The sequence below is a fragment of the uncultured Mailhella sp. genome, assembly GCF_947631555.1.
Lineage (GTDB): Bacteria > Desulfobacterota > Desulfovibrionia > Desulfovibrionales > Desulfovibrionaceae > Mailhella.
Map to the genome: position 1 here is coordinate 19,091 of NZ_CANRLT010000004.1, position 15,474 is coordinate 34,564.

Here is a 15,474-nt window from a genome sequence, read left to right on the forward strand (position 1 = left end):
TACTCCTTGAAGCGGAAGCGGCGGGTGATCGGGGGCTGGGCCTCGTGCCGGGGAGAGGGCCAGCGCGGAACATACGGAAATTCGGTCAGTTTATGGCGGTCACGGTCAGGGCAAAGGTGAGGTTTTTTCCGGCCAGCGGGTGATTGGCGTCGAGCACGATGTTCTTGTCGTTGATTTCAGCCACGCGGACTTCCAGTTCGCCCTGGTCGGTGGCGACGTGCAGGAGCATTCCCAGTTCGGGCTTGACGGCTGCGGGTACGCGCTCCAGAGGAACGGGGAAGAGCAGCTCCTCGTGATGAGGCCCGTAGGCTTCATCGGCGGGAATGGTCACGCTGAAGGAATCGCCGGTTTCATGTCCCATGACGGCCTTGTCAAAGCCGGGGATGACCTGGCCGGAACCCACCTTGAAGGAGAGGGGGCTGCCTTCGCGGGAGCGGTCGAATTCCGAGCCGTCGTCCAGCGTACCTATGTAGTGCACGGAAACGGTGTCGCCTTGTTTGATGGGCATGAGAGAACCTCATGGGCTGTAAGGTTTAGGGAGCGGTCATGAGAGAACGCGTGGCAGGGGCCGGAAGCGTGTTCTTTCATTGACGCCGCCGTCATGGGAAGATACGGTAACACAGAGACGCTTCAACTCCAAGTCTATTTCTTCATCCATTCCGGCCCGGGTGCTCAGGTCGTTGTGCAGGGCGGCCGTGTGCCGGGCGCATACCTCAGGCGGGGGCAGAATGCCGGATTCTCCACAAGAACGCGACAGACCGGGCCAGATAAGCCTTTTGGGAACGGCCAGTACCATGGGGCTGCACATGGTCTCCGGCCCTGTCGTGGGCGGAGGCCTGGGCTGGCTTGTGGATCACTGGCTGGGTTCGTGGCCGGTAGGCTCGGGCATAGGGCTGCTTCTGGGCATGGCGGCGGGCTTCCGCAACGTGTGGATCGATGCCCGCTACTTGGCCAGAGTGAACGCCGAAGCCGACGCCGAGGCCCGTGAAAGGGAGGCTCAGACGGCCCGCCCCAAGTCCGTGCAGAAGCCGCGCCGTTCGCTGGTTCCCGACAGTGCATCCCTCAGAGAGCAGGAACGGAGCGCAGAGGCGGCAGAAGAGGACGCGCTTCGGGAAGACGAGGACCTTGCGGCGCTTCTGGCCTCGCTTCAGGCGGGCACGGCCGCACCGGCGGAGAGCCGTGCCGCGGGCGCGAAGGACGGCGGGCAAGATGTTCGTTCTTGAACGGATCGAGCGTCATCTCTGGCGGCGGGGCTTTGTTCAGGCGCCTCTGCGCCGGGCCATGCGAAATCTTTTTTGTTTTTCCTGGGCGCTGTTTTTTGCGGGGCTGCTTCTCCTGCCTGTGACGGACACGGTTTTTTGGACTGGGGGTGCTGCGCTTCTATCCTGCTGGAATTTTTATACTCTTTCCAGATTTGTCCAAAACTCGCTGCCCGCTTCCCTGCCCGCAGAAGACAAAAACGGGGCGCGGACGGCGCAGGTTTTGAAAAAGGCTTTGCGCCTCAGGTCGTATTTGAGACTTTTCATTACTGGAATTTTAATGTATATATCGCTGGTTGCGTTCCATGCTGATCCGGCTGCGCTTGCCGCAGGTCTGTCGGCGTCGATCGTTATCATACCGATTTCCTTGGTGTTTCGGCATTAGTCATGCGGAACATCTCCGCTTGAGGAGGCTTATTATGGCAGCGTCAGGTCTGGCTCATCCCCTGCTTCTTTCGACCGTTCTCCACATGGATCAGATTTCGGTCGGCGGTATGACCATCGATACGAAATATGTGTTCTTCACCTGGCTGGGCATGGCCATACTTCTGGCTGCCGGACTGTTCCTGCGCAGGAATCTGTCCATGGTTCCCGGAAGGGTTCAGCTCTTCTTTGAAGCACTGGTGGACGGGCTGGAAACGTTCATTGTAAACAACATGGGCGAAAAGGGCCGCCGTTTCGTGCCTCTTCTGGCGGCGATCTTCATCTATGTGCTTACCATGAACCTGCTGGGCCTTGTGCCCGGCTGCGACGCGCCCACGGCCAACCTGAACACCACCATATCCGTTGCGCTCTGCGTCTTCATTTACTATAACTACATAGGGCTTCGCACCTGGGGAGCCGGGTACATCCACCACTTCACGGGTTCGACCAAGGCGCTCATCCCGCTGATGTTTCCCATTGAAATCATTTCGCACCTGGCCCGCCCGCTGTCCATGTCTCTGCGTCTTTTCGGCAACATCTTCGGCGAGGAAATGACGCTCATCATCTTCTTCGGCTTCGGAACCAGCCTCTATGTGGGCGTACTCATCGGCACCGTGCCGCTGTACTTCCTGTTCCTGCTGGGCAAGGTGCTTCAGGCGTTCATTTTGTTCATCCTGTCCATGATTTATATTCAGGGCGCCATGGAACACGCCCATTAATTCGGACTCACTATCCTGGGGGAATGGCCCGTCGGGCCTCAACACTATACCAAACGGAGTTCTGCTATGCGTAAGACCCTTCTTACCACTCTGACCACGCTTATGTTCCTGGCCATGGCCACCATCGCCTTTGCTGCTGATGGTGACGCTGCAAGCGGCTTCGGCCTCGCTGCCGCCGGCATCACTCTGGGTATCGGCCTTGCCGCCGCCGGCGGCGGTATCGGTCAGGGCCTCGCCATCCGCGGCGCCTGCGAAGGCACCGCCCGCAACCCTGATGCCTCCGGCAAGATCTCTCAGGCTCTTATCCTGGGTCTGGCCTTCGTCGAATCCCTGGTCATCTACGCGCTGCTCGTGGCTCTGATCCTGCTCTTTGTGAAGATGTAAGTTTCTTTTTCATTAAGGGTGGACGAGGCAAGCCTCGTCCGCCTTCCATGTTTTCAGGCAAAGCCATGAATCAGCCTCCCAAGTACGAACATATCCCCCGCGCTACCATCCAGCGCCTGGCCACCTATCTGCAAGTCCTTGAAGCTATGGACAAGGACGGAGTCCAGGTCATTTCTTCGGAACCTCTGGCGAGGGTGTGCGATGTGAACGCCTCGCAGGTGCGCAAGGATCTGGCCTATTTCGGCGAATTTGGCGTGCGCGGCGTTGGCTACTATGTTTCCTACCTGCGGGACATCATCAAGGGTTGCCTGTATGCGGATCTCAAGTGGAAGGCCGCGCTTGTGGGCGTAGGCAATATGGGCCGCGCCCTGCTCAACTATCCCGAATTTCGGAGTAACAACTTCAACATCGTGGGAGCGTTCGACTGCGATCCCTTCAAAATCGGTGAAAGGCTCTACGGGCTTGAAGTCTACTGCACCAAGTCGCTCATGGAAAAAGTCCCGGAACTGGGCATTGAGATCGGCATCATCACCGTGCCCCCGGAACGTGCCCAGCGCGCGGCCACACAGCTTGTGGACGCGGGCATCAAGGGCATACTGAACTACTCGGCGGCGCGTATTTCCGTCCCCGACCACGTGTTTGTGGAATACATCAACTTTTTCCATCAGGTCTATTCACTGACGTTCAATATCGTCTCGCAGAAGCGCTGAAGCCTGCGCGCGGCAGTTCATCGGCCCCCGCTCTAGGTTTTTTTGTTCTCTGAATTTTTTTTGCCCTCTCGGGGATTTTTTCCTTTCTTTCCTGCTTTTCTCTCCCACGCTTGCGCCTCCGCTCCACGGTGTCAAAAATTTTTTCAGGCATTGTGCCGGTACAGCTCCTCCCTTCCAGGGTTACGACGCAGATTCCGAGAGGGGTGCAACGGCAAGCCCGGGAAGGCTTGACGCCTGCACCTTTATGGTGGTGTGTATCTTCTTGGGAGTCCGCATAATTCCCCGGCGGTCTAGACGGGGAAAAGACACTGCCGCCGGAAACGCCGAAAAAGGACGAGAAAAAGCGAGGCAAAACGCAGGAACGTCAGAAGGGGCGCGGCAACGGGATCGGTAAGCTGCCGCAGCAGAAGGCAGACCTGAGAAAAAGCGGGAGGTGAGGTGTAAAGTCCTCCTTCCATGCCGCGGAGAGAAGTGTTTGCCGTTTTCTTTGCGCTATTACCTGAGCTTCCTTTTTTGTTACGCGCGGAAAAGAGGAGCGCACAAGTTCCGCCTTCTTAAAAAATAACTTCCTTCCCCACCATGCGGAAGAAATGTGCGCTGTGCGACCGCGAAACATCAGGCGGCTCTCCCCTATGGCTTCCCCCGATGGCTTCACGTGGCGGCTCCACTTTTCGGAAAGGCGGGGTGTCTTTGCCTCTTGGAAACATCAGGCTGGGGTTTCACTGGCGGCGACCGAAAAAATAAAAAAATTTGCACGAAATCTCAAAATTTAACGCTTTATTTACATTTCAATTATATTTTCTTATGATTTGAGGGGTGAAAGTTCGGTCATGGAAAAAGAGGGATTTTCCATGTGTTCATCTTTAACCAACTTTTTGTCAGAGGAATGAGACAATGAAAAAGCTTACTACGCTTCTTTTGGCCGCCGGACTTGTGTTTGCCGCGTCCGCTCCTGCTTCCGCCGTGGATGTCAAGGTGGACGGCGCCTACACCTTCGACTATCAGATTGGTGAAAAGCTCGCCAAGAAGGGTGCTGACAACAACTTTGACGGCGCTGGACAGCGTCTGCGTCTGGGCCTGAGCCTTGCCGCTTCCGAGAACCTGTCCGGCTATATCCAGTTCCAGGACGATCAGGTCTGGGGCGCTTCCCCCAATAAGCATGGCGACATGGAAATCCGTCTGCGCCAGGCCTACATCGACTGGATCATCCCTCAGACCAGCGTCAAGGTGCGCATGGGCCGTCAGCAGCTCGGTCTGCCTACGGATGCCATCGGCAACTGGAACGCCATCATGACCACCCCCTGGGGCGGCCGTGACGCCATCACCCTTTCCGCTCCCGTGGCCGATTTCATGAACGTCACCGCTTTTTGGAACCGCGTGGACGCCGATGGCGTTGCCGGTGAAGACGTGTCCGTGCCCAATACCGATGCCTTCGGTGCTGTGGTTGACCTGAAGTTCGACGGCCTGACCGTGTCTCCCTATGTCATGTACGCCAACATGGACAAGGGTGTGGCTGCTGACGGGGATACTATTACTGGTATTGATAAGGACGCCGACCTTAGCAAGAGCGTTAAGGATAAGGACGTTACCTACAACGCTGCGCAGAACACCTATGGCGGCAACGGTGCGAAGGACACTGCCACGACGTGGACCGGTGACGGAGACGCCCATCAGGATCAATATGACGCCAACGCCTACTGGGTGGGCTTCAGCTCCACGCTGAGCTATTTCGATCCCTTCACCCTGAAGCTGTCCGCTGCCTACGGTGCCAAGAACTACGAAGGCGATGGCGCTCCCGAGACCCGTCAGGGCTGGTATGTGCAGGGCAAGGCTTCCTACAAGACCGCCTACGGCACTCCCGTGCTGGGCGCTTGGTACGCCTCCGGTGACGATGCCAATGACTATGGACGTCAGGGCTGGATCCCCACGCTGGGCGGACGTTTCGGCGCTACCCACCTGGTGAACCCCGCCACCGCCGCGGCCGTGGCTTCCATGCCTGGTCAGCGTAACAACGTTGCCGGCACCTGGGGCATTCAGGCCGGTATCGAGAACGTGTCCTTCCTGCAGGATCTCTCCCATACCTTCCTCGTGACCATGTACAAGGGTACCAACAGCGCCGGCAATACCTTTGCACAGTCCAAGGTCGCCTGGGAATACCTGACCTACGAAGACACCCTGGTTGAATTCGACCTGCTCAATACCTACAAGATCTACAAGAACCTGAGCGCCACCCTCGAACTCGGCTACATCATCGCCGACATCGACGAAGCTGCTCATGGTGACCAGAAGTATGAGAGCGGCGCCTGGCGTACCGGCCTCACTTTCGTGTACTCCTTCTAATCCCATGCGGGCTTAGCCCGCCTGGAATGCCTTTTGGGGACTCCCGCAAGGGAGTCCCCCTTTTAGTTAATACGCTGGAGTAGGCTGGGAAGAAGTTGCCACCTATAGCCAGGTCCACCTGAAGAGAGAGTTTACGGAACAGGCTTCCATCGGCTTTGCCGTTTTGCCTATTATGTCCACCACGTCTTTCCCCATAAGAGAGGGACTGCAAACCTCAAGGGAATCTTTGCTAAAAACGCCCTGCCGGAAAGCGTGGCTTTCCAGGGCAAAACGCCCCGTCCCTGCCCCATGTTTTCTGGGCGCTGGCCTTGTTCGGCAAACGTGGAACGCGGGCGTACAGCGTGCTTTGCGTCTCAGATGGCTTTCGACCGGCTCCGCTTGACAAGAACGGGCGGCGAACTCTAGGTTTTGAAAAAGGCGGAGGCGCTGCTTTCGGGCTTTCGCAGAGTTTTCGGTCCGCATGGGCGGCTGCTCTTGGCCGGAACGGAGGAGAACAACCATGACACAGAAATTTTCAGAGCCGCGTACCATCGGCATCGTGGGCGGGCTTGGCCCCTTTGCCGGTGTGGATCTCGTGCGCAAGATCATCAGGTGGACGAAGGCCAGCAGGGATCAGGAACATTTGCCGCTGATGCTCTACTCCTTCCCCGGCTGGATACCCGACCGCTCCGGTTTTCTCTTGGACCGCAGCCTGCCGAACCCGGGCGAGGCCATCGGCGAGATCATGGCGAGGCTTGCCCAAAGCGGCGCCGAGGTCATCGGTATGCCCTGCAACACGGCGCACAGCCCCCTTATTCTCGGGCCGGCGTTGGAACGCCTGCGGGCTTCCGGGCCGGAGGTGGAGTTTGTTTCCATCATCGAAAGCGCGGTGGCCCATGTGAACAAACTCTGCCCGCAGGGCGGACGTATCGGCCTCATGGGAACGCTGGGAACCATGCGCACACGCCTTTATCAGGACGCACTGGAAAAGGCCGGACACCAGCCCGTCACGCTTGACGATGCGGGCTGCGCCCTGATCCAGCAGGCCATCAGCGATCAGAACTTCGGCGTCAAGGCCTGCTCCGACCCCGTGACGCCCAAGGCCCGGCAGCTCCTTCTGGACGCCGCCCGCCGCCTTATCGAGGAAAAGCAGGTGTCGGCAGTGCTTCTGGGCTGTACGGAGATTCCCGTGGCCATCACCGAAGCCGTGTTGTGGGATACTCCCGTGGTGGACGTGACCACGGTTCTGGCGCAGGAACTCATCCGCGCAAGCTGCCCGGAACGCCTCCGCGAACGCCTTGAGGCGTAGGGTAAAGAGGATAAGAGGGGGCAAAGCCCTCCGTTGACAGTCTTCCTTGACACAAGGAGTCTTGGGGAGCAAACTTAGGAAAAATTTCTCGAACTCCTCAGGCTAGTGTCATGCTCTTACGACGTGTTTTTCCTGCCGCCCTCGCCGGTCTGGCGCTGCTCTGTTCGGCACAGACTTCCTGCGCCCTGCCTGAAAGCAGCGTTGCCCAGTCTCCCGTGCCGGAGCTGCCCGCGCCCAGGCTCGCGCCTGCGAAAGGCCCCGCGGTCAACCTCTGTCCCACGGTCATGTCTCTGGGGGAAAACGTGTCCGGCATCGCCCGGGAACAGCTCGGTGTGCGCTACCGCAGGGGCGGCTCGTCTCCGCGTTCGGGGTTCGACTGCTCCGGCTTCGTGTACTGGGTCTTTGCCAGGCACGGCGTTCGGGTTCCCCGGGATTCGGTACGGCAGTCCTCCGCCGGGCATAAGGTGGAGAAAAAGGATCTGCTTCCCGGAGACATTCTCGTCTTCCGTATTCCCCGCACTCCCAACGGACGGCACACCGCCATCTATATCGGCAAGGGGCGTTTCATCCACAGCCCTACCTCTGGTTCCCGTGTGCGTGTTGAATCCCTCAGTGACAGCTACTGGCGGAAGCACTACTACACCGCCCGCCGTGTACTCAAGGCCCCGCCGTGCGAACTCGACATCTACTCCGACCCGAACTATGTAAACTCTCAGCTCCTCACCGGAGACATCTCCGCCTCTCCCGAAGGCCCTACCTCCCGCTGAATGCCGTCCTTTCCCCCTGCCGCCGCTCCAGCACCGCCGTATTTTATCCACAGCAGCGTCTCCCTTCCTACCGGATAGAAAACGAGCAGGCTCCGTTTCCAAAAGCGGCCCTTCAAGGACTAGATTGAGAAGGAAAACGCGCCTGCATTTAATGAAAAAAGCACAGCGCTGCCCCGTCCTTTCTCATGTCAAAGAAAAGGCTTTTACAGGCCCATGGCTACAGCCTTGCGCAGCACTTCTTCCATTCTTACCTGCCAGCCTTTGCCTCCGCTGCGGAAGTGTTCCACCAGGTCGGCGTCAAATCTGGCGGTGAACTGTATCTTTGGGCGCACCGACTTGGGGCGGCCGCGGCGCGGTGAAAGCAGTGCGTCCACCGTTTCCGGCGGAAACAGCTCAGCGAGGGCTTCACGTCCCACCTTGCCGCGGAAGGGCACAGTGCTGCCGGACGGCGGCACAGTATCGGGATCGGACAGGGCCGCTGCCGTGATTTCCTCATCGGTCATGTCCCGGCCGGCTCCGGGAAGGCGCGGAAGTTCCGCTAGTTCCTCGGGGGAATAAGCGGCCACGTCTCTGCCGTTCTCTTTAGAGCGTCTCATACCTTTCCTCCTCGCGGCTGTTTGCTTTTCGGCAGCTGATAACACGCATGTTCCGGCCCCGCGGCGTGAACACGAGACACATAAGACGGGCGTCATCGCGCGGGACAAGGGCTGCATAGCGAGGTTCGCCGTAGTCACGGCGCGTATCCGGCTCGATATGGGCACGGCTCCAGTCAAGCCTGTCCACGTCGGCAAAGTCTTCGCCGTGCTTTTCCAGATTGATTCTGCGCTTGTTTTCGTCCCACTCGTACTGCATGAATTTTTATAACAACAAAAATAAGAAACGCCAATATTTGTCGTTACAAAAAGGAGTGGCGGGGAGTGCTGGCAAAGGCGGCGTCTTTGGCCGATGCTGCCTGCGGACATGGTTATGCCGCCGGAGTGGTGGTAGCCCGTGATGCGGCGGAGGCGCACGAAGCGCACACTTCGCCGATGGTCTTAGTGTTGTTCATGGCGGGTTCTTCCTTTTTTTCTCATCCGCTGGCGTGTTTTCAAGCGCTTCCCGTGCGGACAGAGGTTCCACGCCAATGAAACGAGCCGCCTCCGTTTCCGGAAGCGGCCCGTCAAAGACTGGACTGAGAAGGAAAACAGCGCCTACATTTCAGGAGGCAGTTCGTTGAGCTGGGCCTGAGTGAAGACCGGCCCGTCCAGGCAGACGTACTTGCCGCCCAGGTTGCAGCGCCCGCAGATGCCGATGCCGCACTTCATGCGCCGTTCCAGGGTGGTCACGATGTTCTCGTCCTTGAAGCCGAGTTCACGGAAGGCCGCCAGCGTGAACTTGATCATGATGGGCGGCCCGCAGAGCACGGCGATGGAGTTGTCCGGGCTGGGAGCCAGCTCCTTGAGTACCGTGGGGATCATGCCGACCCTGTGGGGCCAGTTCGGAGCCTCGCGGTCAATGGTCAGCGTGGTGTGCAGGACATCGCTTTCCAGCCAGGCCGGAAGATCGGCTTTGTATGCCATATCTTCAGGGGACTTAGCGCCGTACAGCAGACTGAGCTTGCCGTAGTCGGAGGCATGTTCCATGACGTGCAGCATGATGGTGCGGATGGGAGCCATGCCGATGCCGCCGCCCACGAAAACGATGTTTTTGCCTTTCCACTGCTCACAGGGGAAGGAATTGCCCAAGGGAGCGCGGACGCCCACCTGGTCTCCCGGGTGGAGCTTGTGTATGGCCGAAGTCACTTCGCCGGCTCTCATGACGGAGAACTGGATGTACTCGCGGCAGGAAGGCGGCGTATTGATGACGAACGTGGACTCGCCCACGCCGAACACGGAAAGCTGCCCCACCTGACCGGGCCGGTAGGTAAAGCGCTCCCACGCTTCCTCGTTGTCAAAGCGCACACGGAAGGACTTGATGGTCGGGGATTCCGTGATCACTTCCAGAACGGTAGCGACTTCAGGCAGGTAAGGATTCTTGCTGCAGCCGCAGGTATGTTCGCTCATAGTCTCTCCTTACCTCTTTTTGGACTTGCTCTTGGCCGGAGTTTTTGGGGCAGCGGGCGCATCAGCGGGAGCCTTCGGTGTCTCCGCAGTTTTTTCCGCAGGAGCCGCCGGCGCTTCGGCGGGCTTTTTTCCCTCCATGCCTTCCATCGCCGCCGTCACCATATGCCGGATATCCAGGGAGACCGGACAGCTGATCACGCAGCGGCCGCAGCCCACGCAGGAGAAGAAGCCGTCGTAGCGTTCGGGATAGAAGCTGAACTTGTGGCTGACGCGGTTGCGCATACGCTGGCTTTTGTCCGGGCGGGGATTGTGTCCGCTGGTTTCCAGCGTGAACAGCGGCGTCATGCAGGAATCCCAGCTCCGCAGACGGCGTCCATTCAGCTGCGAGCCTTCATCGGTGATGGTGAAGCACTGGCAGGTGGGGCAGAGATAGGTGCAGGCCCCGCAGGACAGGCACTTCACGGTCTCACGCGTCCAGAAGGCCGTGTCCGTGAAACGGGCGGCAATTTTGGCGGCTGCCTCACTGAGATTGGGCGCCGGGGCCAGCGCTTCTGCGGTTGCCTTATGTGCCGCAGCCACAGCCTCGGCCTTGTCCGAGCCGTCGGCAAAGGCCGCGCCTTCCACAAGAGCCTTGCCTTTTTCCGTCAGAATATCCAGGACAAAGCCGCCTTCCACGGCCGTAAACAGGATGTCCGAGCCTTCGCCGTCAGCGGGATGGCTCCCCACCCAGTGGCAGAAGCAGGTGGCGAACACGGACGGACAGGCCTGCGTCACGATGGTTGTGGCCTCGCGGCGTGCGCCGTAATAGGGATCCTTGAACGGGCCGTGCAGATACGGACGGTCGAGAACTACAAAGCCGCGGGCGTCGCAGGGACGGCAGCCGAAGAGGACGGTAGGTTCTGCCTTGCAGGGATTCTCCACTGTGGTCGTGACCTTGGAGGGATCCTGTTCGTCTTTCACGGATTTGAAGGCGACCAGTGTCTCGCACTGGGGCAGAACGGCCTGCTTGGGCGACGAGGTGGAACGGCGGAGAAGCGCGTTCACTCCGGCGGCAGAGAGCTGTTCGGCCGTTCTGGGGCGATAGACCACGGAAGGGCCTTCCTGGCAGGGAACCAGCACGCGCTGGCCGGAAGCCAGACCTGCGAGCCAGGCGGTCAACTCGGCGGGTGTTGCGAAAAGGAGACTGCTCATGCCAGATCACGCTCCTTGATAGTCGTTTCTTCCACCTGATAGGTGAGCAGCGGCGGCGTGGCGTTCACATCGAGACCGGCGCCGTAGCTGAAGATCTTCTGAATGGTGCGTCCGAACTGCTGCTTGAGCGCAAATACGGGGATGTCCATGGGGCAGGCTCGTTCGCATTCCGTGCAGCCCGTGCAGCGCCCGGCCAGATGCTGGGCGTGGATGAGCTGGAAGAACAGCTTCTGCTGTACGGTGTCTTCCTGCGTGACCCATTCGGGATCGCGGGAATCGGACACGCAGTGGTCACGGCAGACACACATGGGGCAGGCACCCCGGCAGGCATGGCAGGCGATGCAGCGTTCCATCTGGCCTTTCCAGAAACCCATGCGCTCTTCAAGAGACAGGGAATCGAGGAAACGCAGTCCGGGCAGGCGGCCATCCTGGGGGGCTTCAGGCTCAGTGGTGGGAGTGCCCGCAAACGCATCGGAGATCACGGCGTTGGGTTTGGTACAGAGGCGGCACTTGTCCTGGGCGACTTCGGCCATCGTCATTTCAATGGTCTGGCCTCCGGCCGTGACCGTGATCTTGTTGCCGCGGCAGGCACAGCTCTCAATGGCCGCGCCTTCGGGGAGCTTCGCCAGAATGCGGGACAGGTTCACGGTGCCGTTGCAGCCCATGCCGAAAATCTGCACTTCGTCGCGGGAGATCAGCCCTTCGGAGAGCAGTTCCACCACGCCCTTGCTGTCGCAACCCTTGACCACCACGCCAATCTTGCGGCCCTTGTACTGAGGCAGGAACACGGCGAGGTTCTGGACGTTGAAGGGGCCCCAGATCAGGGAATCCACTTCTTCGGGGGTAGTCATGAACACAGGCTCGGCATGGATGGCGTCAAAGCCCTTCTTCCAGCCCAGCACTCCTTCCAGCCCCTGAGCGAGGGCGTCCTTGATGGCCTGTTTCAGTTCGGGCAGCGCGGGGTGTTCGCCGCAGCCCAGAGGCCGCAGGGACTCCAGCAGCTCCACAGGCATGTCGTAGCGCGCGGGCACGTCTTCCCACCTGGGAGCCGGGCCAAGGGCGTGGATGCGGGCCGTGAAGTTGGTCACGACATCCTTCCAGCGCTGGCCTTCGGATGCCGACACCCAAGTATATTCGAAGCGTTCGGGGTCGATGCCGATGACGGGCAGGAACTGCTTGAGCAGTTCGAGGCGGCGGCGGGCGTAGAAGTTGCCGGAGGAATAGTGGCAGTCACGCGGATGGCAGCCGGAAACCAGCACACCATCGGCCCCGTTCATCAGTGCTTTGAGCACGAAGAGCGGGTTCACGCGGCCGGAACAGGGGACGCGGATGATGCGCAGGTCGGTAGGCTGTACGGCGCGGGCGGTACCGGCCGTGTCGGCGCCGCCGTAAGAGCACCAGTTACAAAGGAAACCGACGATACGGAGCTCTTTGCCGGCTAACACTGACATAGGGCATTCACCTCCGCGAGGATCTGATTGTCCGTGAAGTGGGCTACCTGAATGGCACCCTGCGGGCAGGTGGCCGTGCAGAGGCCGCAGCCCTGGCACACGGTCTCGATGACGTGGGCCTTCTTCGCTCCGCGCACGTCCACTTCTTCAATGGCCTGATAGGGGCAGACCTTGATGCACTTGCCGCAGCCCACACAGCGCTTGATATCCACCAGAGAGATCTGGGGATCGTTTTCGAGCTTAGGCTTGGAGAACAGCGCCATGACCTTGGCGGCGGCTGCGCTGCCCTGCGCCACGGAAGCGGGAATGTCCTTGGCTCCCTGGCACACGCCGGCGAGGTAGACACCGGCCGTGTTGGTCTCCACGGGGCGCAGCTTCACATGGCTTTCCATGAAGAAACCGAAGTGGTCATAGGAAATGCGCAGGATCTCGGCGAGGTGGCCCGCGCCGTGGGAGCCTTCCACGCCGACGGCCAGAACGACCATGTCGGCGTCTACTTCCACCTGTTTTCCGAGCAGCGTATCAGCCCCGCGCACGATATAGCCGACCTTGCCGTCGGGACGAACCGTGGGCTGGATGGCGGAAACGCGGCCGCGGACGTACTGGACGCCGTACTCTTCCTGAGCGCGGCGGGTGAACTCATCGTACATCTTGCCCGGAGCGCGGATATCCATATAGAAGACGTAGGCTTCGGCATCGGGCAGATGATCCTTGGTCATGATGGCCTGTTTCGCCGTGTACATGCAGCAGAAGCCGGAACAGTACGGGCGGCCGATGGAGCAGTCACGCGAGCCAACGCACTGGATGAATACGATGTTCCTGGGTTCCATGCCGTCGGAGGGGCGATGGATATGCCCGGCCGTGGGGCCGGAAGCGGACATCATGCGCTCGTACTGAAGGCTGGTGATGACATCGGGATAGGTTCCGCCGCCGTATTCCTTGAGCACGGTCCAGTCCATGAGGTCATAGCCGGTGGCCGCGATGACGGCACCCACCTTTTCCTCAACGATCTCGTCCGCCATGTCGTATACAATGGCCCCCGTGGGGCAGACCTTGGCGCAGACGCCGCACTTGCCTTCCTTAATCTTGCGGCAGTAGTCCGGATTGATGGTGGCCTTCTTGGGAATGGCCTGCGGGAAGGGAATGTTGATGGCCCGGCAGGTGCTGATGTTCTCGTTGAAGGCATCGGGCACGTTCTTCGTGGGGCACTTCTCGGTGCAGGTTCCGCAGCCCGTGCACTTGTCCCAGTCAACGTAGGTGGCGCGCCTGCGGATCTTCACGGTGAAGTTGCCCACGAAGCCGGAAATACTCTCCACTTCGGAATGGGCGTAAAGCGTGATGTTGGGGTTCTGGGCCACGTCCACCATCTTGGGAGCCAGCACGCAGCTTGAACAGTCGATGGTGGGGAAGGTTTTGTCCAGTTTGGCCATCTTGCCGCCGATGGTGCTCTCACGTTCGACCATAACCACGCCGATGCCGGCGTCCGCAGCGTCCAGCGCCGCCTGAATACCGGCCACGCCGCCGCCGATGACCAGCACGCGCTTGGTCACGTCGAACTGTTTGGCGTAGAGCGGCGCATCGCGGCGCAGCTTCTCCACGGCCAGACGCACCAGCTCGGCCGCCTTGTTGGTGTTGGCTTCACGGTCGCGGCCGATCCAGGAGACGTGCTCGCGGATATTGGCCATTTCAAACATGTAGCGGTTCAGTCCGGCGCGTTCCACCGTGCGGCGGAAGGTAGGCTCGTGCATACGCGGAGAGCAGGAAGCCACCACCACGCCGTCCAGTCCATGCTTCTTGATGGCCTGAACGATGTTTTCCTGTCCGGGTTCCGAACAGGTGTACATGGTATCTTCGGCGAACACGACATCGGGGTAGGTCAGCGCGATCCTGGCGACGGCTGCGGTGTCCACCGTGGCTTCGATATTGCTGCCGCAGTGACAGACGAATACACCGATTTTCATGATGCGGCTCCTGCGGTCTTCAGGGCTTCCGCCATGCGGGCTTCACGCCGCGCGGCGATCTTGTCCAGAAGGGGATAGGGATTGACTGCCAGCTTGTCCAGACGCATGGCCTCCCTGGAGAGGCCAAAGGCGTAGGCGATCATCTGGGTGTAATAGAACACGGGCAGGCCGAAGAAGGCTTTTCCGGAGATGCGGGCCGCCTGACGCTGGCGCAGATCCAGATTCATGTGGCAGAGGGGGCAGGCCGTGATCACGGCCTCGGCTCCCACGGCACGCGCGGTATCGAGGATGCGGCCGCTGAGCGAACCCGGGATATTCACGTCCGGGATACCCATGGCCGCACCGCAGCACTCCGTCTTCAGTGCAAAGGGCAGGACTTCGGCGCCCAGAGCCTTCATGACGTTGTCAAGAGAAACGGGGTTCTCCGGATCGTCGAACTGCGCTACCTTTGCGGGACGGCTGAGCAGGCAGCCGTAGTAGGTGACCACCTTGAGGCCTTCCAGCGGGTAGGTGACACGCCGGGCGATGGCGTCCACGCCCACGTTCTCCACGATGGCCTGAAGTACGGAGTACGTCTCCATAAGATCGGCCCCGCCGTCTGCATTGGCCGGAGTGGGAGCGTCAAGAAGTTCATCGGTCTTGGCCTTGAACTCGGCGTTCTGCATACGCCAGCGGGCCATCTTGAGATTGGAGGAGCAGCTCGGGCAGGGGGAAATCACGCAGTCCGCGCCCGTTTTGGCGGCCTGAAGCAGGTTGCGCGCGGACAGGGCGGCGGAAAGTTCGTGGCTTACGGAATGGGCAGGCGTGGAACCGCAGCAGTTCCAGTCCTCAATCTCCACGAGATCCATGTTCAGCGCATTGCACACGGCGCGGGTGGAGGCTTCGTACTCCACGGAAGTGCCGTGCCCTGAGCAGCCGGGATAGTAGGCGTATTTCATG

Annotated in this window: 16 protein-coding genes; 8 read left to right on the plus strand and 8 right to left on the minus strand. The window is 60.0% G+C overall.

Features of this window, described 5'->3' with window-relative positions; genetic code table 11:
• Nucleotides 1–85: 85 nt before the first annotated feature.
• Entirely contained in the window at nt 86–508 is a 423-nt protein-coding gene (locus tag Q0Z94_RS01200) for a peptidylprolyl isomerase (RefSeq protein WP_298066446.1), read from the minus strand.
• A gap of 220 nt (nt 509–728) precedes the next feature.
• Here Q0Z94_RS01200 and Q0Z94_RS01205 point away from each other — a divergent pair, with 220 nt between their 5' ends.
• The 8 genes from Q0Z94_RS01205 to Q0Z94_RS01240 all read left to right on the plus strand — a co-directional run bounded on the left by Q0Z94_RS01205 (nt 729) and on the right by Q0Z94_RS01240 (nt 7,890).
• Complete coding sequence (locus Q0Z94_RS01205) at nt 729–1,223, plus strand: AtpZ/AtpI family protein (RefSeq protein WP_298066449.1); 495 nt, start codon at nt 729–731, stop codon at nt 1,221–1,223.
• Nucleotides 1,210–1,644, plus strand: a complete 435-nt coding sequence (locus Q0Z94_RS01210; RefSeq protein WP_298066451.1) for a hypothetical protein — start codon at nt 1,210–1,212, stop codon at nt 1,642–1,644. Before Q0Z94_RS01205 ends, Q0Z94_RS01210 begins: the two co-directional genes overlap by 14 nt.
• A 34-nt stretch (nt 1,645–1,678) precedes the next feature.
• Nucleotides 1,679–2,401, plus strand: a complete 723-nt coding sequence (gene atpB, locus Q0Z94_RS01215) for a F0F1 ATP synthase subunit A (RefSeq protein WP_298066455.1) — start codon at nt 1,679–1,681, stop codon at nt 2,399–2,401.
• Nucleotides 2,402–2,467: 66 nt separating this feature from the next.
• On the plus strand, nt 2,468–2,785 hold the full coding sequence (locus tag Q0Z94_RS01220) for a F0F1 ATP synthase subunit C (RefSeq protein WP_298066463.1): 318 nt from the start codon (nt 2,468–2,470) through the stop codon (nt 2,783–2,785).
• A gap of 65 nt (nt 2,786–2,850) precedes the next feature.
• Nucleotides 2,851–3,495 carry a redox-sensing transcriptional repressor Rex gene (locus Q0Z94_RS01225; protein WP_298066470.1) on the plus strand — a complete coding sequence of 215 codons (645 nt, stop codon included), beginning with the start codon at nt 2,851–2,853 and terminating at the stop codon, nt 3,493–3,495.
• 894 nt (nt 3,496–4,389) lie between these two features.
• Complete coding sequence (locus Q0Z94_RS01230; RefSeq protein ID WP_298066475.1) at nt 4,390–5,835, plus strand: outer membrane homotrimeric porin; 1,446 nt, start codon at nt 4,390–4,392, stop codon at nt 5,833–5,835.
• Nucleotides 5,836–6,334: 499 nt separating this feature from the next.
• Nucleotides 6,335–7,123 (plus strand): amino acid racemase, encoded by a 789-nt coding sequence (locus tag Q0Z94_RS01235; RefSeq protein ID WP_298066481.1) that lies wholly within the window; start codon nt 6,335–6,337, stop codon nt 7,121–7,123.
• Nucleotides 7,124–7,233: 110 nt separating this feature from the next.
• Nucleotides 7,234–7,890: a C40 family peptidase gene (locus Q0Z94_RS01240; protein ID WP_298066496.1), complete on the plus strand. Its 657-nt coding sequence runs from the start codon at nt 7,234–7,236 to the stop codon at nt 7,888–7,890.
• 203 nt (nt 7,891–8,093) lie between these two features.
• Here the strand turns inward: Q0Z94_RS01240 and Q0Z94_RS01245 are convergent, their stop codons facing one another.
• From Q0Z94_RS01245 to Q0Z94_RS01275, 7 genes are all read right to left on the minus strand, one after another.
• Nucleotides 8,094–8,486: a BrnA antitoxin family protein gene (locus tag Q0Z94_RS01245; RefSeq protein WP_298066505.1), complete on the minus strand. Its 393-nt coding sequence runs from the start codon at nt 8,484–8,486 to the stop codon at nt 8,094–8,096.
• Nucleotides 8,473–8,742, minus strand: coding sequence for a BrnT family toxin (locus tag Q0Z94_RS01250; protein WP_298066515.1), 270 nt, complete (start codon nt 8,740–8,742; stop codon nt 8,473–8,475). The genes Q0Z94_RS01245 and Q0Z94_RS01250 overlap by 14 nt, the downstream gene beginning before the upstream one ends.
• Before the next feature lie 338 nt (nt 8,743–9,080).
• The gene (locus Q0Z94_RS01255) at nt 9,081–9,932 is read right to left on the minus strand and encodes an FAD/NAD(P)-binding protein (protein ID WP_298066519.1); all 852 of its coding nucleotides are present in this window, start codon (nt 9,930–9,932) and stop codon (nt 9,081–9,083) included.
• 9 nt (nt 9,933–9,941) lie between these two features.
• Nucleotides 9,942–11,123 carry a 4Fe-4S dicluster domain-containing protein gene (locus Q0Z94_RS01260; protein ID WP_298066526.1) on the minus strand — a complete coding sequence of 394 codons (1,182 nt, stop codon included), beginning with the start codon at nt 11,121–11,123 and terminating at the stop codon, nt 9,942–9,944.
• Nucleotides 11,120–12,574, minus strand: a complete 1,455-nt coding sequence (locus Q0Z94_RS01265; protein WP_298066531.1) for a hydrogenase iron-sulfur subunit — start codon at nt 12,572–12,574, stop codon at nt 11,120–11,122. The genes Q0Z94_RS01260 and Q0Z94_RS01265 overlap by 4 nt, the downstream gene beginning before the upstream one ends.
• Complete coding sequence (locus Q0Z94_RS01270; RefSeq protein ID WP_298066538.1) at nt 12,562–14,535, minus strand: CoB--CoM heterodisulfide reductase iron-sulfur subunit A family protein; 1,974 nt, start codon at nt 14,533–14,535, stop codon at nt 12,562–12,564. Before Q0Z94_RS01270 ends, Q0Z94_RS01265 begins: the two co-directional genes overlap by 13 nt.
• Nucleotides 14,532–15,473 carry a CoB--CoM heterodisulfide reductase iron-sulfur subunit B family protein gene (locus Q0Z94_RS01275; RefSeq protein ID WP_298066541.1) on the minus strand — a complete coding sequence of 314 codons (942 nt, stop codon included), beginning with the start codon at nt 15,471–15,473 and terminating at the stop codon, nt 14,532–14,534. Before Q0Z94_RS01275 ends, Q0Z94_RS01270 begins: the two co-directional genes overlap by 4 nt.
• Nucleotide 15,474 lies beyond the last annotated feature (1 nt).

What these genes read in the sequence shown, in the direction of transcription:
- Q0Z94_RS01245 (WP_298066505.1), bottom strand. Translation starts at nt 8,486, where the DNA reads ATGAGACGCTCTAAAGAGAACGGCAGAGACGTGGCCGCTTATTCCCCC.
- Q0Z94_RS01265 (WP_298066531.1), bottom strand. Translation starts at nt 12,574, where the DNA reads ATGTCAGTGTTAGCCGGCAAAGAGCTCCGTATCGTCGGTTTCCTTTGT.
- Q0Z94_RS01240 (WP_298066496.1), top strand. Translation starts at nt 7,234, where the DNA reads ATGCTCTTACGACGTGTTTTTCCTGCCGCCCTCGCCGGTCTGGCGCTG.
- atpB (WP_298066455.1), top strand. Translation starts at nt 1,679, where the DNA reads ATGGCAGCGTCAGGTCTGGCTCATCCCCTGCTTCTTTCGACCGTTCTC.
- Q0Z94_RS01270 (WP_298066538.1), bottom strand. Translation starts at nt 14,535, where the DNA reads ATGAAAATCGGTGTATTCGTCTGTCACTGCGGCAGCAATATCGAAGCC.
- Q0Z94_RS01225 (WP_298066470.1), top strand. Translation starts at nt 2,851, where the DNA reads ATGAATCAGCCTCCCAAGTACGAACATATCCCCCGCGCTACCATCCAG.
- Q0Z94_RS01230 (WP_298066475.1), top strand. Translation starts at nt 4,390, where the DNA reads ATGAAAAAGCTTACTACGCTTCTTTTGGCCGCCGGACTTGTGTTTGCC.
- Q0Z94_RS01255 (WP_298066519.1), bottom strand. Translation starts at nt 9,932, where the DNA reads ATGAGCGAACATACCTGCGGCTGCAGCAAGAATCCTTACCTGCCTGAA.
- Q0Z94_RS01260 (WP_298066526.1), bottom strand. Translation starts at nt 11,123, where the DNA reads ATGAGCAGTCTCCTTTTCGCAACACCCGCCGAGTTGACCGCCTGGCTC.
- Q0Z94_RS01275 (WP_298066541.1), bottom strand. Translation starts at nt 15,473, where the DNA reads ATGAAATACGCCTACTATCCCGGCTGCTCAGGGCACGGCACTTCCGTG.
- Q0Z94_RS01205 (WP_298066449.1), top strand. Translation starts at nt 729, where the DNA reads ATGCCGGATTCTCCACAAGAACGCGACAGACCGGGCCAGATAAGCCTT.
- Q0Z94_RS01250 (WP_298066515.1), bottom strand. Translation starts at nt 8,742, where the DNA reads ATGCAGTACGAGTGGGACGAAAACAAGCGCAGAATCAATCTGGAAAAG.
- Q0Z94_RS01235 (WP_298066481.1), top strand. Translation starts at nt 6,335, where the DNA reads ATGACACAGAAATTTTCAGAGCCGCGTACCATCGGCATCGTGGGCGGG.
- Q0Z94_RS01220 (WP_298066463.1), top strand. Translation starts at nt 2,468, where the DNA reads ATGCGTAAGACCCTTCTTACCACTCTGACCACGCTTATGTTCCTGGCC.
- Q0Z94_RS01210 (WP_298066451.1), top strand. Translation starts at nt 1,210, where the DNA reads ATGTTCGTTCTTGAACGGATCGAGCGTCATCTCTGGCGGCGGGGCTTT.
- Q0Z94_RS01200 (WP_298066446.1), bottom strand. Translation starts at nt 508, where the DNA reads ATGCCCATCAAACAAGGCGACACCGTTTCCGTGCACTACATAGGTACG.